Below are 18,625 nucleotides of genomic sequence, written 5' to 3'. Positions count from 1 at the left end.
AACTTTCCCGCGATACTTTGCGCAGTTATCAATGGCGAGACGAGAAACCATGATCTGCGGGCGATTGATTGGAGGAGTAGCGCTGAGTGCGGCGCTGTTGATGCCCGGGCTCAGCAGTGCCCAGGGCGATATCGAGGCGGGCCGCGCCAAGGCCTACACCTGTCTGGGCTGCCATGCCGTCGAGGGCTATCGCAACGCGTACCCCTCTTATCGGGTGCCCAAGCTGGGGGGCCAGCACGCCGGCTACCTCGTCTCGTCGCTCAAGGCCTATCGCAGCGGCGCGCGTCAGCACACGACCATGCAGGCGCTGGCATCGACGCTGAGTGATGAGGACATTCAGGACATCGCCGCGTACTTCGCATCGCGCGGACCGGAGGGGCAGTGATGATGCATTGCATTCGATGCCTGAGCGCGCTGATGATCCTGGCCGCCGGAGTCGCCCAGGCCCAGTCCATCGGCGACATTGAGGCCGGCAAGGCCAAGTCCCAGACCTGTGCGGCCTGTCATGGCGCCAACGGCGCGTCGGATAACCCCGCCTTTCCGATGCTCGCCGGCCAGCATGCCGATTACCTTCTGCATGCGCTCAAGGCCTACAAAAGCGGGGACCGGCAGAACGCCATCATGAACGGCCAGGCGGCCGCGCTCAGCGAAGAGGATATGCGCGATCTGGCGGCCTACTACGCCGCCCAGGACAGCGCCATTCAGACGTTGGAGCGGCGCTCGGCCAACAGCGACGGATAGCCGCTGCGATAGTCCGGGTGCCGGAGTCGATAGCCGGCCGCCTTCAACCGCCGGTTGCTGCAACGCCGGCCCATCGCCTCGCCAGCGGTGCGCGCCGGCGTCAGCTGGCCCAGCTCGGCGGCCAGCCAGTCCATGATCTCGCACTGCGGACAGGGTCGATCGTCGACGCCGAGGTAAAGCGGGGCCGGATCCGGGTGGCCGCTCAGCCAGTCGAGGATCGCCACACAGTCGTCCTCGTGGATGCGGTTGGTATAACGCGGCGGCTCGGCCTGGCAGCCGGCACCCGATGCCACCCGCCGCAGCAGGGATTCCCGCCCCGGTCCGTAGATGCCGGCAAACCGCACCACCACACTGCCGCCCGGATGCCGGGCTGCCACCGCCTCGGCCTCAAGCAGGCGCTGTCCCGAGAATCGTGACGGCACCGGCGGTGTCGACTCATCCACCCAGGCGCCGCCGTTCTCGCCGTAGACACCGGTGCTCGAGACGAACACCAGTCGCGCCCCGGCGTTGCCCGAGGCCGCCAGTGCCGCGCAGAGGTGGCTGAGGGCTTCCACATAGCCGCGTCGATAGCCGGCATCGTCATAGCTCGGCGGCGTCAGGATGACCACCACGCGATCAAGCCCGCCGGGCAGGCGATCGGCCAGCCCGGCGGGCGCGTTGAGGTCGGCGGCGCAGGGGATGATCGGTGCCGGCAGGCCCTCGGGCCGGCGGCGCAGGCCGAATACGGTGTGGCCCTGGTCGGCGAGCCCCTGGCCGAGTCGGGTGCCGATCCGCCCGCAGCCGGCGATCAGCACCCGCGCCGGCTGCTGCGACCTCGCCGTGTCCACCGCTCAGGCCCCGTCCTGGATCCGGGCCACCAGTCGGTTGGCCGCATCATCCAGCGGCAGGGCCTCGCTGGCCGTCGCGTCGCGCGCCCGGTATTCCAGCTCGCCGGCGTTCAGACCGCGCTCACCGATCACCACCCGATGGGGGATGCCGATCAGCTCCATGTCGGCGAACTTGACCCCCGGGCGGGCGTCGCGATCATCCCAGAGCGGATCAAGCCCCGCGGCCTGCAGATCGGCATAGAGGCGCTCGGCGGCCTCGGCTACGGCCGCTGAGCGCTCGGCACCGATGCTGACGATCGCCACATCAAAGGGCGCCAGCGGGGCAGGCCAGCGGATGCCACGCGCGTCGTGGTTCTGCTCGATGGCCGCGGCGACCACCCGTGAGACACCGATGCCGTAACAGCCCATGATCAGTGGCCGGGCGTCGCCCGCCTCGTCGAGGACCCGGGCGTCCATGGCCTCGCTGTATTTGGTGCCGAGCTGAAAGATGTGGCCCACCTCGATGCCGCGGTGGATCTCGAGCCGGCCGTCCGCGCAGCGCGGACAGCCTTCGCCGGCCAGCGCGGTACGCAGATCCGCCGTCGGCGGCAGGGGCATGTCCCGGTCCCAGTTAAGATTGATCCAGTGGCCGTCGGCCTGATTGGCACCGCTCGAGAAGTTGACCCGGGTGGCGGCGCGGTGATCGACAAGCTGGGTCAGGCCGGCGGGCAGGTCGCGCGGGCCGATGAACCCGCGCGGGACCCCGGTGGCGGCCAGGGCCTCGGCGGGTTCGGCCAGGCGCACCGTCTCAGCGCCCAGGGCATGGGCAGCCTTGACCTCGTTGAGTTCGTCGTCGCCGGCGACGAACAGCACCGCCGGCGCCTCGTCGGCCATGACCACCACGCTTTTGATGACCTGTCCGGGGGTGAGTCCCAGCAGGGTGCATTGTTCCGCCACGCTCTCGATGCCCGGCGTCGAACGCCGCTCGGCGGGCAGCGGATCGGTGGCCGCCGGCGCTGCCGGGCGACTGCGGGCCAGCTCGGTGTTGGCGGCGTAATCACACTGATCGCAGCTCGCGATCTCGTCCTCGCCGGAGTCGGCGAGCACCATGAACTCCTCCGAGACGCTGCCACCGATGGCGCCACTGTCGGCGCCGACCGAGCGGAAGCGCAGGCCGAGCCGCGAGAATATGGCGCTGTAGGCGGCGTGCATGTCCCGATAGGTGGTCTCGAGCGAGTCCTGATCGAGATGGAACGAATAGGCATCCTTCATCACAAACTCGCGGGCGCGCATCACCCCGAAGCGCGGGCGGATCTCGTCGCGGAACTTGGTCTGGATCTGATAGTAGGTCACCGGCAGCTGGCGATAGCTGCGCAGCTCCTGGCGCAGATAATCGGTGATCACCTCTTCGTGGGTCGGGCCGATGCAGTAGTCGCGTTCGTGGCGATCCTCGAGGCGCAGCAGTTCCGGGCCGTACAGCGACCAGCGACCCGACTCGCGCCACAGCTCGGCAGGCTGCACCGCCGGCATCAGCACCTCGAGCCCATTGATGCGGTCCATCTCCTCGCGCACGATGCGCTCGACCCGCCGCATCACGCGCAGGCCCAGCGGCTGCCAGGTATAGAGTCCGGCGCCCAGGCGCTTGATCAGGCCGGCCCGCAGCATCAGCTGGTGGCTGACGATCTCGGCATCGGCCGGTGTCTCCTTGCTGGTGAAAAGTGGAAAACGGCTGGTGCGCATGCTGGCCTGTCCTGTCATCGGTCGAAAACCCACAGGTTAGCCGACCGCCGCCGGGTCGCCCACCCCTGTCCTTGACGCCCCCATGCGCGCGCCGTAACTTGCACGGCTTACATTACGTCAATTGCGGATCACACGGCGCTGGTCGACAGGGTATGCGACACATCATCTCCATTCTGGTCGAGAACGAGTTCGGTGCGCTGGGGCGCATCGCCGGGCTGTTCACCGCCCGCGGCTACAACATCGACTCGCTCACGGTCGCGCCCACCGATGACTCGACCCTGTCGCGTATGACCCTGGTCACCCAGGGGGACGAGCAGACCGTCGAGCAGATCCGCAAACAGCTCAACAAGCTCCTCGACGTGGTCAAGGTGCTGGACATCACCGAGGCCCGCCACATCGAGCGCGAGCTCATGCTGGTCAAGGTCCAGGCCACGGCCAGCGAGTCCCGCGAGGAGTTCAAGCGACTGGCGGATATCTTCGACGCCTGCGTCGTCGATGTCACCGACAAGACCTACACCATCGAGGTCATCGGCCGCGGCAGCAAACTGGATGCGTTCCTCGAGCTGCTCAGCGACCAGACGCCGATGGAGGTGGTGCGCTCGGGGGTCATCGGGATCGCGCGCGGCGACAAACAAATGCGTGTCTGAAACCATCCATCGGGGGAGCCATGAAGGTCTATTACGATAAGGACGCCGATCTTTCCATCATCCAGGGCATGAAGGTGGCCATTCTCGGCTACGGCTCGCAGGGCCACGCCCATGCCAACAACCTCAAGGAATCGGGTGTCCCGGTCGTTGTGGGCCTGCGGGCCGGCTCGGCGAGTGCGGCCAAGGCCGAGGCCGCCGGTCTGGAGACCGCCGAGATGGCGGATGCCGTGGCGTCGGCCGACCTGGTCATGATGACCCTGCCGGACGAGCACCAGCCCGCGGTCTACGAGCAGATCGTGGCGCCGAACCTGCGCACCGGCGGTGCCATCGCCTTTGCTCACGGCTTCAATATCCACTACCAGCAGATCGAGCCGCGGGGCGATATGGACGTGGTCATGGTCGCCCCCAAGGGACCCGGTCATCTGGTGCGCTCGACCTATGTCGAGGGCAATGGCGTGCCCAGCCTGATCGCGGTCGAGCAGGATGCCAGTGGTCGGGCGCGTGAGATCGCGCTGGCCTATGCATCGGCCAACGGTGGCGGCCGCTCCGGGGTGATCGAGACCAGCTTCCAGGAAGAGACCGAAACGGACCTGTTCGGCGAGCAGGCCGTGCTGTGTGGCGGCATCACCTCGCTGATCGAGGCCGGCTTCGAGACCCTTACTGAGGCGGGTTATGCCCCGGAAATGGCCTACTTCGAAGTCCTCCACGAGACCAAGCTGATTGTCGATCTGCTCTACCAGGGTGGCATCGCCAACATGCGCTACTCGATCTCGAACACCGCCGAGTACGGTGACTTCACCCGTGGGCCGCGGGTGATCAACGAGCAGTCCCGCCAGGCCATGCGCGAGCTGCTCGAGGAGATCCAGAACGGCGAGTTCGCCAAGGAGTTCGTGCTCGAGAGCAAGGCCGGCGAGCCGCGGCTCAAGGCCATGCGCCGGCGGGCGGCCGAGCATCCCATCGAGGCCGTCGGCAGCAAGCTGCGCGGCATGATGCCGTGGATCCAGGCCAATCAGCTGGTGGACCGGGACCGCAACTAGGCGCGGATCCGCGCGATGCCGAGGTCGTCATGACCGACCCCCGGGAGATGCCGCGCCGCTCGGGCCGCGGCATCTATCTGCTGCCCAATCTGATCACCACGCTGGCGCTGCTGTTCGGCTTCTACGCCGTTGTGGCCGCCCAGTCGGGTGCCTATGAGGCCGCCGCGGTCGCCATCCTGCTGGCGATGGTCATGGATGGCCTCGACGGACGGGTGGCGCGCCTGACCAACACCCAGACCGAGTTCGGCGTGCAGTACGACAGCATCGCCGACATGGTCTCGTTCGGGATGGCGCCGGCGCTGGTGGTGTTTGCCTGGGCCCTGGATGACCTGGGGGCGCTGGGTTCGATGTGGGACAAGCTGGGCTGGGTCGGGGCGTTCATCTACACCGCCTGCGCCGGGCTGCGGCTGGCGCGCTTCAACACCCAGGTGGGCGTCGCCGACAAGCGCTACTTCCAGGGACTGCCCAGTCCTGCCGCCGCCGCCGCGCTGGCCGGCATGGTCTGGTCCGGCGACCGGCTCGAGTTCGGCGGTTGGCCGGCCGGAATCCCGGCGCTGGTGCTGACCGTGGTGGCGGGCGTGCTCATGGTCAGCAACGTGCGCTACGACAGCTTCAAGGAAATCGACTTCCGCTACCGCGTGCCCTTCGTCGCCATTGTGCTGGGCGTGATGGGCGTGGCGTTGATGTCGGTGCACCCGCCGCTGGTGCTGTTCGGGCTTGCATTGACGTATCTCAGCTCGGGGCCGATTCTGACAGTCATCCGGCGACGCCGGCGGCGCAGACGCCGGCACGCGGGTTAGACTGGCAGAAAGATCACACGTGAGGAAAGAATGATGAGTGAAGCCGACCGGCTGATCATCTTTGATACGACGCTGCGCGACGGCGAGCAATCGCCGGGCGCTTCCATGACCCGCGAGGAGAAGGTGCGCATCGCCCGGGCGCTGCAGCGACTGCGTGTGGACGTGATTGAGGCGGGTTTCCCCGCCGCCAGCCAGGGCGATTTCGAGTCGGTGCGGGCGGTGGCCGAGACCATCACCGACGCGCGCGTCTGTGGGCTGGCCCGGGCCAACGAGCAGGACATTGACCGCGCCGGTGCGGCGGTGGCGCCGGCGCCGGCGGGGCGTATTCACACGTTCATCGCCACCTCGCCGGTGCACATGGAAAAAAAGCTCCAGCTCCAGCCCGACGAGGTCATTGAGCGGGCGGTGACGGCGGTCGGCCGTGCCCGCAACCTGTGCGACGACGTCGAGTTTTCGCCCGAGGACGCCGGCCGCTCCGACCCGGAGTTCCTGTGCCGCATCATCGAGCGCGCCATTGCCGCCGGCGCCACGACCATCAATATCCCCGATACCGTGGGTTACAACCTGCCGAGGCAGTTCGCCGGGCTGATCCGTGACCTGCGCGAGCGCGTCCCCAATTCCGACCGCGCGGTCTGGTCGGTGCACTGCCACAACGATCTGGGTGTGGCGGTGGCCAACTCGCTGGCGGCGGTCCGTGAGGGCGCCCGGCAGATCGAGTGCACCATCAACGGGCTGGGTGAGCGGGCCGGCAACGCCGCGCTCGAGGAGATCGTCATGGCGGTGCGCACACGCCAGGACGATCTGCCCTGCGATACCCGCATCGAGACCCGCGAGATCGTGCCCACCTCCAAGCTGGTGGCCAATATCACCGGCTTTCAGGTCCAGCCCAACAAGGCGATCGTGGGCATCAACGCCTTCGCCCACGAGTCGGGGATCCATCAGGACGGCGTGCTCAAGCACCGCGAGACCTACGAGATCATGCGGGCCGAGGACGTTGGCTGGGGCACCAACCGCATGGTGCTTGGCAAGCATTCGGGACGTAACGCATTCCGCAGCCGCTGCGATGAGCTGGGCATCCGCTTCGAGACCGCGGCGCAGCTCAACGAGGCGTTCCAGCGCTTCAAGGACCTGGCGGACAAGAAACACGAGATCTTCGATGAAGACCTTCAGGCCGTGGCCACCGAGGCGGTGGCGGCCATGGAAGAAGACCAGAGCGTGACGCTGGTGGCGTTCCGCTGTTGCTCGGAGACCGGCGAGACACCGGTGGCGGATGTCACCCTCGAGATCGACGGCGAGGAGCGGCATAACCAGGCCGCCGGCGACGGGCCCGTGGATGCGGCGTTCAAGGCGATCGACGGGCTGCTCGACGTGCGGGCGGAGCTGCTGCTCTACTCGGTGAACAACATCACCTCGGGCACGGATGCCCAGGGCGAAGTGACGGTGCGCCTTGAGTGGGGCGGCCGGGTGGTCAATGGCCAGGGCTCGGACACCGACATTGTCATCGCCTCGGCGAATGCGTATCTGAACGCCCTCAATCGCCTGCGCACCACCGGCGGGCGGACCCACCCCCAGACCGACGGCGTCTGAGCGCGGCGGAGCGCGGGGCGGCATGATCGACCAGCGGCGCCGACGGATGCTCGACGAGATGGGCCTGACGGTGTGGCGGTCACGCGCCCGGGCGGGTCAACCGGTCAGTGAGACGGCGCCGGCCGAGCCGGCCGGTGACTGGTCCAGCCTGATCGCCTCGATCGAGGCGTGCCAGCGCTGCCCGCTGCATGCCACCCGCCAGCGCGCGGTGCCGGGAGTGGGTGACCCCGCCGCGCGGCTGATGATCATCGGCGAGGCCCCGGGGGCCGAGGAGGACCGCCGTGGCGAGCCGTTCGTCGGCCGTGCCGGTCAGCTGCTCGACGCCATGCTGGCCGCCATGGGTCTCGATCGGCAGCAGGACGTGTTCATCACCAACGTGGTCAAGTCCCGGCCGCCGGAAAACCGCGATCCCACCGCCGAGGAAATCGCCGCCTGCCGCCCCTGGCTGGACGCCCAGCTGGCGCTGATCCAGCCCGGGGTGATTCTGGCCGTGGGCAAGATCGCGGCGCAGTCGCTCACCGGCAGTCGGCAGACCATGGGCCGGCTGCGGGATCAGTGGCACCGGTTTGGTGACACCGGGATTCCGCTGCGGGCGACCTATCATCCGGCCTATCTGCTGCGCCGGCCCGATGCCAAGGCCCGGGCCTGGGCCGATCTGGTGGCGGTGCGCCGCGCGCTTCGCGGGGCGTCGGCATGACCGCCGCGCCGGTGGACTTCCTGCCGGTGATCCGGCCCATGCGGCGCCGCGATGTGCCCAGCGTGCACGGCGTCGAGGCCAATGCCTATGGCTTTCCCTGGGCGCAGAACATCTTCCGCGACTGCCTGCGCATGGGCTATGAATGCTGGGTGCAGTTGGCCACCGATCGCATCGTCGGCCATGTGGTGCTGGCGATGGGCCCCGGCGAGGCGCATGTCCTCAACCTGGCGGTGCATCCCGACTGGCACGGGCAGGGGTTTGGTCGGGCACTGCTCGAACAGGCCCTTGAGCGCGCCGAGCAGCTGGGCGCGGAGTCGGTGTTCCTGGAGGTGCGACCGAGCAATGCCCCGGCCGTGCGCCTGTACAAAAGCGCCGGCTTTCGCCGGGTCGGCCGGCGCCCGGGCTACTACCGGACTGACGACGGCCGGGAGGACGCCCTGGTCATGCGCTATGACCTGCGGGAGGTCGCACCGGTCGGGCGGCGATGAAGCTGGGCGGTGAACGCCGCCGGGTGGTGGTGGCCTGGGCGCTTTACGACTGGGCCAATTCGGCTTTCGCGACCGTGGTGATGGCGGGGATCTTCCCCATCCTGTTCCAGGACTACTGGAGTGCCGATGCGAGCCCCGCCCAGGCCAACCTGCGCCTGGGCTGGGCGAATGGCCTGGCGAGCGCGGTGATCGTGCTGATCGCGCCGCTCGCCGGGGCCATGGCCGACCGCGCGGGGCGTCGCAAACAGGCACTGCTGGGGTTCGCCCTGCCCGCCGCGGCACTGACTGCGGCGCTCGCCTGGGTGCCCGCCGGCGCCAGCCTGCCGGCGGCCACGCTGTTCACCCTGGCGGTGATCGGCTTCATGGCGGCCAACCTGTTCTACGATGCATTGCTGGTGGGCATCGCCCCGCCGGCACGCTGGCACGCCATCTCGGGACTCGGGTTCGGTGTCGGCTACCTGGGCGGCGGACTGGTCTATCTGCTGTGCATTGTCGCCATCATGCACCCCGCCATGCTGGGGTTCGGCTCGGCGACGGACGCCGCGCTGGCGGCATTCATCGTCACCGGCGTCTGGTGGGCGCTGTTCTCGCTGCCACTGGCCTTTCTGGTGCCCGAGCCGGCCCGCGAACGCGCCGGGGCCGCCGGTCTGGCGGGCGGACTGCGTCAGCTGCGCGCCACCTTCGCCCACCTGCGGGCCTATCGCCCGGTGTGGCTGTTCCTGCTGGCCTACTTCCTCTACATCGACGGGGTGGGCACCACCATCCGCATGGCGGTGGCCTATGGCCGCTCGCTCGGCTTTGCCCAGACCGACCTGATGCTGGCGCTGCTCATTACCCAGTTCGTCGGCTTTCCCGCCGCCCTGCTGATGGGTGTCGTGGGGGCGCGGCTGGGGCCGCGCCGCGGCATCCTCATGGGCCTCACCCTGTATATCGGGATTGCCCTGTGGGGCGCATTCATCGAGGCGGCGTGGGAGTTCTATGCCATTGCCGCCCTGGTGGGTGTGGCCCAGGGCGGGGTGCAGGCGCTCAGCCGGTCGTTCTATGCCGGGCTGATTCCCGCGGCGCGTGCGGGCGAGTTCTTCGGCTTCTACAATGTGCTGGGTAAGTCCGCTGCGCTCATCGGCCCACCGCTTTTTGGTGCGCTGGGCGTATGGCTGGGCGACGTCCGCTACTCGATGCTCGCGCTCATTGCGGTGTTTCTGGCGGGCGCGCTTATACTCACGCGCATCGACCCCAAGGAGGATCCGACCCGATGACCGACCCGCAACCCTCCGGCGACCGGCCGGCCCGCGTCTCGCTGTGGCAGGCCCTCAAGAGCACAGCCGCCGCGGCCTTCGGCGTGCAGACCGAAGCCGCCCGGCAGCGCGACTTCAGCCACGGCAACCCGGCGCATTTCATCATCGCGGGGCTGATCTTTACCGTGGTCTTTGTCGTCGTGCTGCTGGTGATCGTCAACCTGGTGCTGAGTCAGGCCGGTTAGCCCGCCCGCCGCGCAGCGCCAGCGCCGCGACCACCAGGCCCGAGGCGCTCAGGGCGCCCAGGAAGGGGCCCAGCGTGGGGATGCTGTCGGGAAAGCTCGCCACCTGCAGTCCGCCCATCAGACTGCCAGTGGCAAGGGCACCGGGCAGCACCGCGCCGACCAGCCCGGCCCCCGCGCCCAGGACCGCGGCACGCGGGGAGACCCGGTCCGACAGGCCGCTCAAAAGCGGAATCACGGCGGTGGCGCAGAGCAGATCGGCGATCAGGAACAATCGCAGGACCGAGATCTGCTGCCAGGCGATCAGCACCACCGGGATCATTAAAAGCGCCGACAGCCAGCGGGCGCCGCGGCGCTGCAGCCAACCGGTCTCCGTCACCCCCAGCGACACCAGGGCGTTCTGCAGGGTATCGACGGATGAGGCCACCAGCGTGATGCCCAGCACCAGCGCCGGCAGCGTCAGCCAAGCCGGGGCATCGGTGATGAGCGCGAACAGCGGGATCGGCGGTGTGCCGAGGGGCAGTCCGCGGCTGGCTGCCAGCAGTCCCGCCGCCCCCAGCATGGCCACCACGACAATGGTGGCCAGCCCGCCGATCACCGCGCCGCGCCGCAGCGCATGGTCATCCCGGGCCGCCCACACCCGCTGCCAGTAGCCTTGATGAAAGAGGTTCGCGGCGGTAACCGCCATGATCAGCGTCAGCGCCACCCCCAGCGCATCGCCGAGGGCGGGCGTGGGCAGGCTGCCGCCGGTGCCGGCCGGGCGCTCGGGCGCGAGGCCCAGCACCGCCGCCGCCACGATCACGATCAGCGCCGCCAGCAGCCCGGCCTGCCAGCGGTCGGTGACAAGGCTTGCGCGCAGACCACCGGCCGCGGTGTAGATCACCGTCGCGACGGCCACCGCGGTGATCGCATAGCGGCCGTCGGCATTCGAGAGCAGGGCGGTGATGGCCCCCACGGCGGTCAGCTCGGCGGCGAGAAAGCAGAGCATATAAAGCACCGAGAGGATCGCCACCCAGGCGCGGAAGCCGTTACCGAAACGCCCGGCGCTGAACTCCGTCAGGCTGCGCCCGCTGGGCAGCCGCCGGCGGATGGCCGGGCCGATCAGTCCCAGGATGATGAACGGCAGCGCCGAGCCGATGGCATAACCGGCCACCGCCACCGGTCCGACGAACGCGCCGATTTCGGGGGGCGCGAACAGAATCCAGGCCCCCATGCCCGAGGCCAGAAACGACAGCCCCAGGGTCGTGCCGGTCTGGCTGCGCCGGGCGGTGAGGTAATCGTCGAGGTTGCGGCTGTGCCGGGCCCGAAGCCCGAGCAGGACAAATACGATAAGGGCGGTGCTGACCGCTGCGAGCGGGATGATGGGCATGTCGCGCTTCCTCCGCCGGTGTGATCCGGTTCAGGTTCCAGGGTCTGCGCGATGGCGCACTCTCAGTCCGAAGACTCCCCTGGCGACGTGGGTTCAGATTGTTGGAAGGCCTGAGTATGCCGACCGGCCGGTGGCCGTGCAAATGCAAATGGGGCAGGCTGAACGACCATCAAGGCAGCAGCGGGATGATCCATGGGCAGGCATTGGCGATGGTGGGTCGGGGTACCGGCCGTGGCGCTGGCCGCCGTGATGGCGGGCCTGCCGGTGTTCAATGGCTGGCAGGCCGAGCAGACCTGGCAGCACCGGGTCGAGCAGTGGCAGCGCGCGCTCAGCGAGACGGCCGGTGCCGGTGCGACGGCGCGGGTCGTCGACTACCAGCGCGGTCTCTACCGCGCGTCCGTGCGGACCGAGCTGGTGCTGCCGGCGTCGATGATGCCGCCGGTATGGCGCGCCGCCCTTGGGCTGAGTGCCCCGCAGCCGGTGCACTGGGTGCTGGAGCAGACCCTGCGGCACGGCTGGCGGGGTGTGGCCTTTGACGGTCATCTGCAGCCCACCGGCGCGCTGGCCCCGGTGTTCGAGCGGCTTGGCGGCGACGCGGAGAGCATCTCGGTACGGGGGCATCTGGGCTTTGACACCCAGTCAATCGCAGTCCGCGTCCAGCAGCTGGCGGGGGCGCCGGACCTGTTCGAGCTGGGTGGGCTGCGGGCAAGCACCGATCTGCGCCCGGTGGCGGGTCGGCCCGGGGCGGCGGGCGTCTGGAGTGGTGACGCACGGCTCGTCATCGACGCACTCGAGCTGCCCGACGTGGCGCCCCTGCAGGGCCGGGCCGTGGTGGAGTTCGAGCGGATCGACGCCGCGGCGCTGCTGACGCTCAGCGCGGATCAGTGGCGGCCGTCCCTGGCCGCACTGGCCAGCGAGTCACCCCGTCTGTCGCTCGCCGCGTTACGGCTCGAGACCCCGCAGGAGCAGGGACTGAGCGGCGAGGCCAGTCTGCGAATCCGCCCGGCGATGGCCGAACGGTTGCACTCCGGTGCCAGCGGAATGGTCTTATGGGAGGCGCTGCGCCTTGACACCGAGCTGGTCATCGACCAGGCGCTGGTCGCCGTGCTGCCCGGCGAGGTCCGGGCGTGGCTGGACCTGGGCCGGGCCTTCGGCTTTCTGCGCCGCCGCGATGGCGACTGGCGCCTGGCACTGGCCGTGGATGAGGGCAGCCTGCGTATCCACGGCCAGACACCGGCCTGGGCCCCGGGTGGCTAGGGCCCTGGCCGTCAGCCCGCCGCCGGCCCGCGGCTAGAGGCGCTCGACGCGACGGATCTGCTCGTCAATGCGGGCCAGTGCCGACTCGGTCTCGGCCTGCTTGTCGCGCTCGCGCTGGACAACCTCGGCCGGTGCCTTTTCCACAAACGCGGCATTGTCGAGCTTGCCGCGGGTGCGGGCCAGATCGTCGGCGAGGCGGGCGCGGGCCTTTTCCAGGCGGGCCCGCTCGGCGTCGCGATCGATCAGACCGGCCATCGGCACGCGGATCTCCAGGTCGTCCACCAGCGCCAGGGCCGATTCCGGGGCCGCTTCATCAGGGCCCAGCCAATCGATCGAGGCCAGCCGACCGAGAAAGTCCAGCGCGGCGCGATGGTGCTCGACGCGTTGGCGATCGGCGTTGCTGCCGTTCTGCAGGATGACCGGCAGGCGCTTGCCGGGGGCGATGTCCATCTCCCCGCGGATGCGCCGTATCCCCAGGATAAAGCGCTGCAGCCAATCGATTTCGGCCTCGGCGGCGGTGTCGATGCGCTCCGGATCGGCGATCGGGAACGCCTGGGTCATGATGGTCTCGCCGCTCAGGCCCGCCACCGGGGCCACGCGCTGCCAGATCGCCTCGGTGATGAACGGCATGATCGGGTGGAGCAGGCGCAGCAGTCCCTCGAGCACTCGCACCAGGGTGTAGCGCGTGCCGCGGGCCTGTGGCGTGTCGGCATCGCCCTGCAGGGCCGGCTTGCTGAGCTCCAGGTACCAGTCGCAGTACTCGTCCCAGGTGAACTCGTAGATCGCCTGCGCGGCCAGATCCAGACGATAGCTCTGGATGGCCTCGTTGACGGTCTGCTCGGTGCGCTGCAGGCGGGTGACGATCCAGCGCTCGGCGGTGCCGTAGCTCATCTCGCCCGCGTCGATGCCCTCGAGCCGGTCTTCGGTGTTCATGAGCACGAAGCGCGCGGCGTTCCAGAGCTTGTTGCAGAAGTTGCGATAGCCATCCACACGGCCCATGTCAAAAACCACGTCGCGACCGGTGGTGGCAAGGCTCGCAAAGGTAAAGCGCAGCGCATCCGTGCCGTGCTCGGCAATGCCCTCGGGGAAGGCCTCCCGGGTCTGTGCCTCGATGGCCGGCGCGCGCTGGGGCTGCATGAGCCCGGTGGTGCGCTTTTTGACCAGCGACTCCAGGTCGATGCCGTCGATGATGTCGAGGGGGTCGAGCACATTGCCCTTGGACTTGGACATTTTCGCGCCACTGCTGTCGCGCACCAGTCCGTGGATGTAGATCTCGCGGAACGGCACCTCGCCGCGGAACTTGAGGCCCATCATGATCATCCGGGCCACCCAGAAAAAGATGATGTCGAAGCCGGTGACCAGCACGCTGGTGGGGTAGAAGCGATTGAGCTCGACGCTCTCCTCGGGCCAGCCCAGTGTCGAGAAAGGCCATAGCGCCGAGGAAAACCAGGTGTCGAGCACATCCTCGTCCTGGCGCAGCGATACCTCCGGGCCCAGGTCATGACGGGCGCGGATTTCCGCCTCGTCGCGGCCGACATAGACCGCGCCCTCGGCGTCGTACCAGGCCGGGATGCGATGGCCCCACCACAGCTGGCGGCTGATGCACCAGTCCTGGATGTCCTCAAGCCAGTTGTAGTAGGTCTTGGTCCAGTTCTCGGGCACGAAGCGGATGTCGCCGTTGCGCACGGCGTCCAGCGCCGGTCGGGTGATCTCGCGCCAGCCGCCCGGCCGCCCGTCCGACTGGGTCTCGCGGGTCAGATCGACAAACCACTGCCGGGTCAGGAATGGCTCGACCACCACGCCGGTGCGATCACAGCGCGGCACCATCAGGCGGTGCGGGTCGATGCCGTCGAGCAGCCCGGCGGCCTCGAAGTCGGCGATGATGCGCTCGCGGGCCGCGTAGCGGTCGAGCCCCTGGTAGGCCGTCGGCGCATTGGCGTTGATGCGGGCATCCTCGGTGAGGATGTTGATCGGCGTGCAGCCATGGCGCAGACCGACCTCGTAGTCGTTGAAGTCGTGCGCGGGCGTGATCTTGAGACAGCCGGTGCCAAACGCCGGGTCGACGTAGTCGTCCCCGACGATGGGGATCTCGCGGTCCACCAGCGGCAGGCGCACCCGGCGCCCGATCAGTGACTGATAGCGTTCGTCGTCCGGGTTCACCGCGACCGCGGTGTCGCCCAGCATGGTCTCGGGCCGGGTGGTGGCCACCACCAGCCACTCGTCGCTGTCGACGATCGGATAGCGCAGCCGCCAGATCGAGCTCTGCTCCTCGGCCGACTCGACTTCCAGGTCGGAGACCGCGGTCTGCAGCACCGGGTCCCAGTTCACGAGCCGCTCGCCGCGATAGATCAGGCCCTCGCGGTAGAGCTGCACGAACACCGCTTCGACCGCCTCGGACAGGCCCTCGTCCATGGTGAAGCGCTCGCGGGACCAGTCCACCGACGCACCCAAGCGCCGCATCTGGTTCTGGATGGTGCCGCCGGACTGCGCCTTCCACTCCCAGATCTTCTCGACGAACGCCGCGCGTCCCAGGGCGTGCCGATCGTGGCCCTCGGCATTGAGCTGGCGCTCGACCACCATCTGCGTGGCAATGCCGGCGTGATCGGTACCGGGCTGCCAGAGCGTGTTGTAGCCCGCCATGCGGTGATAGCGCACCAGCACATCCATCAGCGTGTCCTGAAACGCATGGCCCATGTGCAGCGTTCCGGTGACGTTGGGCGGCGGGATCATGATGCAGTAGGGATCCCCCGACTCGCCGGGTCGGAAATAGCCCGCCTGCTCCCATTGCGCATACCAGTGAGACTCGATGCGGGCGGGGGTGTAGGTCTTTTCCATGGGCGGTGAGCGCTCCTAGTGGTCGATGCGGTGGGTCTGCAGGGCGGCGCCGGCCTGCTGGTAGTCGCGGTATCGTGCGCGGCCGGCCTGGCGGGTCGCCTCGTCAGCGGTGATGATTTCGGCAATGCGGTCGCGCTGCTGCCAGTCGGCGGCCAGCGAGTCGCCCAGGTTGATCAGCAGGGCGCCGGGGCTGTCGGCCTCATTGATCACGATCGGGTTGTCGCCGTCGAGCGCCGTGGTGCCATGGGGGATGAAGCTTGCCTCATCAAAGGTCCACAATGCCGTGTCGAGTCGCTCGGTCATGGCCGCATCGGCGGTGCGGATCCAGACCCGCAGCCCCTCGCGCCAGGCGCGCGCGGCCAGCCGGCAGCAGAAGTGCGTGCGCTGGGCCGGGTCGGCCTGATCCAGGATGTAGAAATCGACGCGCGGCATCATTCGCTCCGGCGCTGTACCATGAGCCGGTCACGGCGATCTGGCATGGATACAACCACATTGCATAAACCGCTACAGATTACCGCAGGCACAGGGTCACTGTCGTGGTCGTGAGGCGCCTGACCCGCTATGTGGGCCGCGAAGTGCTGCTGGCCTGGCTGGGCGTCACCGTGGTGCTGGTGGTGGTGCTGCTGACCAACCGGCTGATCCAGTTCATGGCCGATGCGGCCAGTGGCGACATCCCGCCCGAGGTGATCTTTACCCTGCTGGGGCTCAAGGCCGTCGCCAACCTGGGGGTGGTGCTGCCGGGCAGCTTCTTTCTGGGCTGTGTCATGGCGCTGGGACGGCTCTACCGCGACTCTGAGATGACCGCCATGGCGGGCTGCGGCATCGGCCCCGGCCGGGTCTATACCGGGATTTTCGCATTTGCCGTACCGCTCGCCGTGCTGGTGGGCGGACTGTCGCTGTCGCTGGGGCCGGCCGCGGAACGTCAGGCCGATCAGGTGCTGGCCAACGCCCAGCAGCAGGCCCGCTTTGGCGGGGTCCAGCCGGGGCGGTTTCTGAGCCCCGGCGACAACGTCACGGTCTATGTCGAGCGCATTGATGATGACGGCACCCTGCGCGGCGTGTTCGCCGAGCGCCGCGTCGACGGTACACGCCAGATCTGGGTGGCCGAGCGCGGGGAGCGTCAGATCAACGGCGTGGCACCGGGCGAGTTCCTGGTCCTGGGGGACGGCTGGCGTTACGACGGGCGGGCCGGTCAGGCCGCCTGGCGGGTCATGGAATACGCCGAGCACGGCGTGCGCATCGCCGAGCCGGATCCCGTGGACCCAGGCGTTGGCCGCGATGCCGAGTCCCTCGCCGCGCTCTGGGCAAGCGAGGCGCCGGGCGCGCGGGCCGAACTCCAGCGCCGCCTGTCATTCCCGGTCATGGTGCTGGTGCTGGCGCTGGGCAGTCTGCCCCTGGCGCGCAGCGACCCGCGCAGCGGCCGGTACGGCCGGGTCGTGACCGCCGTGCTGCTGTTCATGATCTATTTTAACCTGCTCTACACCGCCAGCGACTGGCTGGCGAGCGGGGTGATGCCACGCTGGCTGGGCGTGGCCTGGGTGCATGGTCTGGCGCTGCTGGTCGTACTGACCGCACTGCGGGGGATGCTGGGATGGCAGTGGCGACGGCGGCGGGCGGCATGAACCGGCTCGACCGTTATATCGCCTCCACCGTGCTTGTGGGCGCGTTGATGGGGCTGGTGGTCATCGTCAGTCTCAGCTTTGTGTTCGAGTTCATCGACGAGGCCGATGACATCGGCCGCGGCGACTATGACCTGGCGGCCGCCATGGCGGTGGTGGCCCTCTCGATGGTGCAGCGCGCCTACGAGGCCTTCCCCATGGCCACACTCATTGGTGCGCTGGTCAGCCTGGGGGCGCTCGCCGCCCGCAGCGAACTGATCGTGATGCGGGCGGTGGGCCGCTCCGTGGGCCAGATCGCCCGCGCCGTGGTGGTGGCCGGCATCGGCCTCGCCGTGCTGGCCGGGCTGTTGGGGGAGTTTGTTGCGCCGCCGGCCAATCAGCTGGCCCAGACCATTCGCGCGGAGGCCGCGGGCGGTCGTATCGGCACCGTCGGCGGCGGTCTGTGGGCGCGGGATGGCGACTATCGCCTGCGCGCCGACCGCGTGGTGCGCGCCGACCTGCTCGCCGGAGTGCGCGCCTATGAAATCGACGGCAATCAGCTCATGCGCATCGTGACGGCGCCGCGGGCGCGGTTCGTCAACGGGCAGTGGCAGCTGCGCGACGCCCGGGTGACCGCGCTGGGCGACTTCCCGATCCGCGTCGAGACCCGCGAGCGCATCACCCTTGGCGGGCAGCTGCGCCCGGCCACCCTCGAGGTGGTGGTGCAGGATGCCCAGGCGCTGCCGGCCAGCGAGCTGTTTCGCTATATCAAGTATCTGCAGGCCAACGAGCTGCGCAGTGATCAATATCAGCTCGCCCTGTGGGTCAAGCTCGCGACACCGCTGGCCACAGTGGTGATGCTGCTGCTGGCGGTGCCGCTGGTGTTTGGTTCGCAGCGCAGCACCGGGGTGGGGCAGCAGGTGTTCCTGGGGGTGTTGATCGGGCTGGCGTTTTTCCTGCTCAATCGGTTTCTCGGCAACGCCGGGCTGGTCTATGGCCTGCCGCCGGCGGCAAGCGCCCTGGCGCCCACCGGACTGTTTCTGCTGATTGCGCTGGTGGCGTTGCGGCGCGTGCGCTGATCGCCGGCCGGGGCGGGTTCAGCGCTTTTTGGGCTCGAGCATCAGATAGGTCTGCGAGAGCCGGTCGTGCCAGGTCAGGCCCTGCCGGTCGATCATCGCCCACAAAAAACCGAGCCCGGCCGGCAGCCACGAGAGCATTGCCGTAAAGAATCGGTGCGTGGCGGCGCGGGTCGTCACCCTCGCGCCGTCGGCATCCACCAGTCGCAGCCGCCACGCCTTCATCCCCAGCGTGTTGCCGCCCCAGACCCAGAAGCCGATGAAAAACGCGTACGCCACCGCCAGCAAATACACGCGGAACAGCGCGTCGCCGGCGGGTGCCGCTTCACCCCCCTGAAAGGCGATCCACAGGGCGCCTGCACCCATCCACAGCGCGATCAGCAGCATGCCGTCGTAGAGAACGGCGGCCAGGCGGCGCAGGAGGCTGGGACGGTTTTCCGGAGAGATCATGCTCGAAAGGATACGGATTT

At 68.7% G+C, this 18,625-nt stretch carries 19 protein-coding genes and 1 riboswitch; of the genes, 13 read left to right on the top strand and 6 right to left on the bottom strand.

Annotated elements, in window-relative coordinates; genetic code table 11:
* The first annotated feature begins 31 nt into the window (after positions 1 to 31).
* Positions 32 to 385: a c-type cytochrome gene (locus tag FPL11_RS05740; RefSeq protein WP_110883197.1), complete on the top strand. Its 354-nt coding sequence runs from the start codon at positions 32 to 34 to the stop codon at positions 383 to 385.
* Positions 385 to 741: a c-type cytochrome gene (locus FPL11_RS05735; RefSeq protein WP_200833577.1), complete on the top strand. Its 357-nt coding sequence runs from the start codon at positions 385 to 387 to the stop codon at positions 739 to 741. Before FPL11_RS05740 ends, FPL11_RS05735 begins: the two co-directional genes overlap by 1 nt.
* Here the strand turns inward: FPL11_RS05735 and FPL11_RS05730 are convergent.
* Together FPL11_RS05730 and FPL11_RS05725 are read right to left on the bottom strand one after the other, a co-directional pair.
* Complete coding sequence (locus tag FPL11_RS05730) at positions 702 to 1,568, bottom strand: SDR family oxidoreductase (protein WP_144347782.1); 867 nt, start codon at positions 1,566 to 1,568, stop codon at positions 702 to 704. The two genes, FPL11_RS05735 and FPL11_RS05730, sit on opposite strands and share 40 nt — an antisense overlap.
* 3 nt (positions 1,569 to 1,571) lie before the next feature.
* Entirely contained in the window at positions 1,572 to 3,287 is a 1,716-nt protein-coding gene (locus tag FPL11_RS05725) for a proline--tRNA ligase (protein WP_144347781.1), read from the bottom strand.
* A 152-nt stretch (positions 3,288 to 3,439) separates the two neighbouring features.
* On the opposite strand from FPL11_RS05725, the gene ilvN reads away from it, so the two are divergent.
* From ilvN to FPL11_RS05685, 8 genes are read left to right on the top strand one after another with little or no spacing between them, the layout of a single operon-like run.
* On the top strand, positions 3,440 to 3,934 hold the full coding sequence (gene ilvN / locus FPL11_RS05720) for an acetolactate synthase small subunit (RefSeq protein ID WP_110883194.1): 495 nt from the start codon (positions 3,440 to 3,442) through the stop codon (positions 3,932 to 3,934).
* 20 nt (positions 3,935 to 3,954) lie between these two features.
* Positions 3,955 to 4,971: a ketol-acid reductoisomerase gene (gene ilvC, locus FPL11_RS05715; protein ID WP_144347780.1), complete on the top strand. Its 1,017-nt coding sequence runs from the start codon at positions 3,955 to 3,957 to the stop codon at positions 4,969 to 4,971.
* A gap of 29 nt (positions 4,972 to 5,000) precedes the next feature.
* A complete protein-coding gene (gene pssA / locus FPL11_RS05710; protein ID WP_144347779.1) occupies positions 5,001 to 5,771 on the top strand; it encodes a CDP-diacylglycerol--serine O-phosphatidyltransferase in 771 nt (256 codons plus the stop codon).
* 33 nt (positions 5,772 to 5,804) lie between these two features.
* The gene (locus FPL11_RS05705) at positions 5,805 to 7,358 is read left to right on the top strand and encodes a 2-isopropylmalate synthase (protein ID WP_144347778.1); all 1,554 of its coding nucleotides are present in this window, start codon (positions 5,805 to 5,807) and stop codon (positions 7,356 to 7,358) included.
* 22 nt (positions 7,359 to 7,380) lie between these two features.
* Entirely contained in the window at positions 7,381 to 8,055 is a 675-nt protein-coding gene (locus tag FPL11_RS05700; protein WP_144347777.1) for a uracil-DNA glycosylase, read from the top strand.
* Positions 8,052 to 8,543 carry a ribosomal protein S18-alanine N-acetyltransferase gene (rimI, locus tag FPL11_RS05695; protein ID WP_144347776.1) on the top strand — a complete coding sequence of 164 codons (492 nt, stop codon included), beginning with the start codon at positions 8,052 to 8,054 and terminating at the stop codon, positions 8,541 to 8,543. The genes FPL11_RS05700 and rimI overlap by 4 nt, the downstream gene beginning before the upstream one ends.
* Positions 8,540 to 9,799 (top strand): MFS transporter, encoded by a 1,260-nt coding sequence (locus FPL11_RS05690; RefSeq protein ID WP_144347775.1) that lies wholly within the window; start codon positions 8,540 to 8,542, stop codon positions 9,797 to 9,799. The genes rimI and FPL11_RS05690 overlap by 4 nt, the downstream gene beginning before the upstream one ends.
* Positions 9,796 to 10,023: a DUF2970 domain-containing protein gene (locus tag FPL11_RS05685; RefSeq protein WP_110883188.1), complete on the top strand. Its 228-nt coding sequence runs from the start codon at positions 9,796 to 9,798 to the stop codon at positions 10,021 to 10,023. Before FPL11_RS05690 ends, FPL11_RS05685 begins: the two co-directional genes overlap by 4 nt.
* On the opposite strand, the gene FPL11_RS05680 is transcribed toward FPL11_RS05685, so the two are convergent.
* Complete coding sequence (locus FPL11_RS05680; RefSeq protein WP_144347774.1) at positions 9,995 to 11,389, bottom strand: sodium:solute symporter family transporter; 1,395 nt, start codon at positions 11,387 to 11,389, stop codon at positions 9,995 to 9,997. The two genes, FPL11_RS05685 and FPL11_RS05680, sit on opposite strands and share 29 nt — an antisense overlap.
* Positions 11,379 to 11,480: riboswitch (TPP riboswitch) on the bottom strand. (Overlaps the previous gene by 11 nt.)
* Positions 11,481 to 11,620: 140 nt before the next feature.
* Between FPL11_RS05680 and FPL11_RS05675 the strand changes: the two genes are divergently transcribed.
* Positions 11,621 to 12,646, top strand: coding sequence for a DUF945 family protein (locus FPL11_RS05675; RefSeq protein WP_159308452.1), 1,026 nt, complete (start codon positions 11,621 to 11,623; stop codon positions 12,644 to 12,646).
* A 33-nt stretch (positions 12,647 to 12,679) separates the two neighbouring features.
* On the opposite strand, the gene FPL11_RS05670 is transcribed toward FPL11_RS05675, so the two are convergent.
* A complete protein-coding gene (locus FPL11_RS05670; RefSeq protein WP_144347772.1) occupies positions 12,680 to 15,481 on the bottom strand; it encodes a valine--tRNA ligase in 2,802 nt (933 codons plus the stop codon).
* A gap of 15 nt (positions 15,482 to 15,496) precedes the next feature.
* A complete protein-coding gene (locus tag FPL11_RS05665) occupies positions 15,497 to 15,913 on the bottom strand; it encodes a DNA polymerase III subunit chi (protein ID WP_159299614.1) in 417 nt (138 codons plus the stop codon).
* 110 nt (positions 15,914 to 16,023) lie between these two features.
* Here FPL11_RS05665 and lptF point away from each other — a divergent pair, with 110 nt between their 5' ends.
* Together lptF and lptG are read left to right on the top strand one after the other, a co-directional pair.
* The gene (lptF, locus tag FPL11_RS05660) at positions 16,024 to 17,103 is read left to right on the top strand and encodes an LPS export ABC transporter permease LptF (RefSeq protein WP_159308453.1); all 1,080 of its coding nucleotides are present in this window, start codon (positions 16,024 to 16,026) and stop codon (positions 17,101 to 17,103) included.
* Positions 17,073 to 18,158 carry an LPS export ABC transporter permease LptG gene (lptG, locus tag FPL11_RS05655; protein ID WP_235013434.1) on the top strand — a complete coding sequence of 362 codons (1,086 nt, stop codon included), beginning with the start codon at positions 17,073 to 17,075 and terminating at the stop codon, positions 18,156 to 18,158. The genes lptF and lptG overlap by 31 nt, the downstream gene beginning before the upstream one ends.
* Before the next feature lie 18 nt (positions 18,159 to 18,176).
* Here lptG and FPL11_RS05650 read toward each other — a convergent pair whose 3' ends face one another.
* Positions 18,177 to 18,605, bottom strand: coding sequence for an RDD family protein (locus tag FPL11_RS05650; protein ID WP_144347769.1), 429 nt, complete (start codon positions 18,603 to 18,605; stop codon positions 18,177 to 18,179).
* Positions 18,606 to 18,625 lie beyond the last annotated feature (20 nt).

The organism is Spiribacter aquaticus, from assembly GCF_007625215.1.
GTDB classification, from domain to species: Bacteria; Pseudomonadota; Gammaproteobacteria; order Nitrococcales; family Nitrococcaceae; genus Spiribacter; species Spiribacter roseus.
This window is presented reverse-complemented; position numbering and strand designations above follow the sequence as displayed.

Coding starts and splice junctions, on each gene's coding strand:
- FPL11_RS05740 (WP_110883197.1), top strand. CDS start 32: ATGGCGAGACGAGAAACCATGATCTGCGGGCGATTGATTGGAGGAGTA.
- FPL11_RS05735 (WP_200833577.1), top strand. CDS start 385: ATGATGCATTGCATTCGATGCCTGAGCGCGCTGATGATCCTGGCCGCC.
- FPL11_RS05725 (WP_144347781.1), bottom strand. CDS start 3,287: ATGCGCACCAGCCGTTTTCCACTTTTCACCAGCAAGGAGACACCGGCC.
- ilvN (WP_110883194.1), top strand. CDS start 3,440: ATGCGACACATCATCTCCATTCTGGTCGAGAACGAGTTCGGTGCGCTG.
- ilvC (WP_144347780.1), top strand. CDS start 3,955: ATGAAGGTCTATTACGATAAGGACGCCGATCTTTCCATCATCCAGGGC.
- pssA (WP_144347779.1), top strand. CDS start 5,001: ATGACCGACCCCCGGGAGATGCCGCGCCGCTCGGGCCGCGGCATCTAT.
- FPL11_RS05705 (WP_144347778.1), top strand. CDS start 5,805: ATGAGTGAAGCCGACCGGCTGATCATCTTTGATACGACGCTGCGCGAC.
- FPL11_RS05700 (WP_144347777.1), top strand. CDS start 7,381: ATGATCGACCAGCGGCGCCGACGGATGCTCGACGAGATGGGCCTGACG.
- rimI (WP_144347776.1), top strand. CDS start 8,052: ATGACCGCCGCGCCGGTGGACTTCCTGCCGGTGATCCGGCCCATGCGG.
- FPL11_RS05690 (WP_144347775.1), top strand. CDS start 8,540: ATGAAGCTGGGCGGTGAACGCCGCCGGGTGGTGGTGGCCTGGGCGCTT.
- FPL11_RS05685 (WP_110883188.1), top strand. CDS start 9,796: ATGACCGACCCGCAACCCTCCGGCGACCGGCCGGCCCGCGTCTCGCTG.
- FPL11_RS05680 (WP_144347774.1), bottom strand. CDS start 11,389: ATGCCCATCATCCCGCTCGCAGCGGTCAGCACCGCCCTTATCGTATTT.
- FPL11_RS05670 (WP_144347772.1), bottom strand. CDS start 15,481: ATGGAAAAGACCTACACCCCCGCCCGCATCGAGTCTCACTGGTATGCG.
- FPL11_RS05665 (WP_159299614.1), bottom strand. CDS start 15,913: ATGCCGCGCGTCGATTTCTACATCCTGGATCAGGCCGACCCGGCCCAG.
- lptG (WP_235013434.1), top strand. CDS start 17,073: ATGGCAGTGGCGACGGCGGCGGGCGGCATGAACCGGCTCGACCGTTAT.
- FPL11_RS05650 (WP_144347769.1), bottom strand. CDS start 18,605: ATGATCTCTCCGGAAAACCGTCCCAGCCTCCTGCGCCGCCTGGCCGCC.